This is a genomic window from Mesorhizobium sp. M7A.F.Ca.CA.004.04.2.1 (assembly GCF_004022825.1).
Taxonomy (GTDB): Bacteria; Pseudomonadota; Alphaproteobacteria; order Rhizobiales; family Rhizobiaceae; genus Mesorhizobium.
On record NZ_RZPH01001397.1, the window covers coordinates 1 to 1,167 of the forward strand.

Sequence of the window (1,167 nt, forward strand, 5' to 3'; positions counted from 1 at the left end):
GGTTGATATTGGCCCCGAGCCTTAGCGGTCGAAGCCGAGCTCAAGGGTCGAATCTGCGATATCTTCGGCGCCGCGCAGGGCCAACACCGAAATTCAAGACCGGAAAACTGGTGCCTGTCGCCATGATTTGTTAATCGGGTGCCCGGATTGTGAATTCGAGGCGGATTGAAGCGCGACCCCAAAAAGGCCATGCTTTGCCTGGAAAGATCGAGTCTACGCCGATCCCGCTGATGCGGAGATGGCGCCTGGCTGAAAGGGATATGATGCGGCAAGGACGTGCGCGCTGGCTGACAAGGCTGGCAATTGTGACCGGCATGGCGATCTCGGCTTTGCCGGCCTATGCCAAGCAAACCACCGAACCGGTCAAGATCACGTCGTTTTCGGGCGCTTATCTGGCGGCCCGGGTCGCCGAGGGCGACAACGACCTCGACAGGGCCATCGCCTACTACAAGCAAGCATTGGCCTTCGACCCGAGCGACACCGGCCTGCAGCAGAGCCTGATGCTGTCGCTGATCGCGCAAGGGCGCTTCGACGAATCCCTGGTCTATGCCGACAAGCTCAAGGAAGTGCCTGACGTCGAGCGTTTCTCGCGCTTGGCGCTCGCCGTCGATTCCTTCCACAAGAAGGATTTCACCAAGGCGCAGTACTGGCTCAAGCTGTCGCTGGAATCCGATCTCGACCGGTTGATCTCCGGCGTGATGTCCGGCTGGGCGCAGCAAGGCGCCGGCGAGCCTGCCGATGCGATGGCGTCCATCGACAAGCTGCAGGGGCCGGATTGGTTCGGCCTGTTCAAGTCGTTCCACCGCGCCCTGATCGCTGATGCATCCGGCATGCCCGAAAAGGCCGAGGCGATCTATGCCGCGACCATGCAGGATACCGCCGCCGGCGGTGCTGCTCCCGAAACCTGGATGCGCAACGCCCAGGCCTACGCCTCGTTCCTGGTCCGCAAGGGCGACAAGACCAAGGCGCTGTCGGTGCTCGACCAAGCCGAGGCGTTTTCGCCGGGCAAGCTGGAAATCGTCGCCTTGCGCGACCGAATTGCAAAAGGCGACAAGATTGCGCCGCTGGTTGCCGGCCCATCCGATGGCGCCTCCGAAATCCTGCTCGACCTCGCCACCGCGCTCAACCGTGGCGGCGGCGAGCCGTTCGTGCGCCTCTATCTGCAAT

General features: G+C 62.4%; 1 pseudogene. It reads left to right on the forward strand.

Annotation, left to right across the window (positions count from 1 at the left end):
- Window positions 1–230: 230 nt before the first annotated feature.
- Window positions 231–1,167: pseudogene (locus EN893_RS34890) on the forward strand (hypothetical protein); the annotation flags it as partial.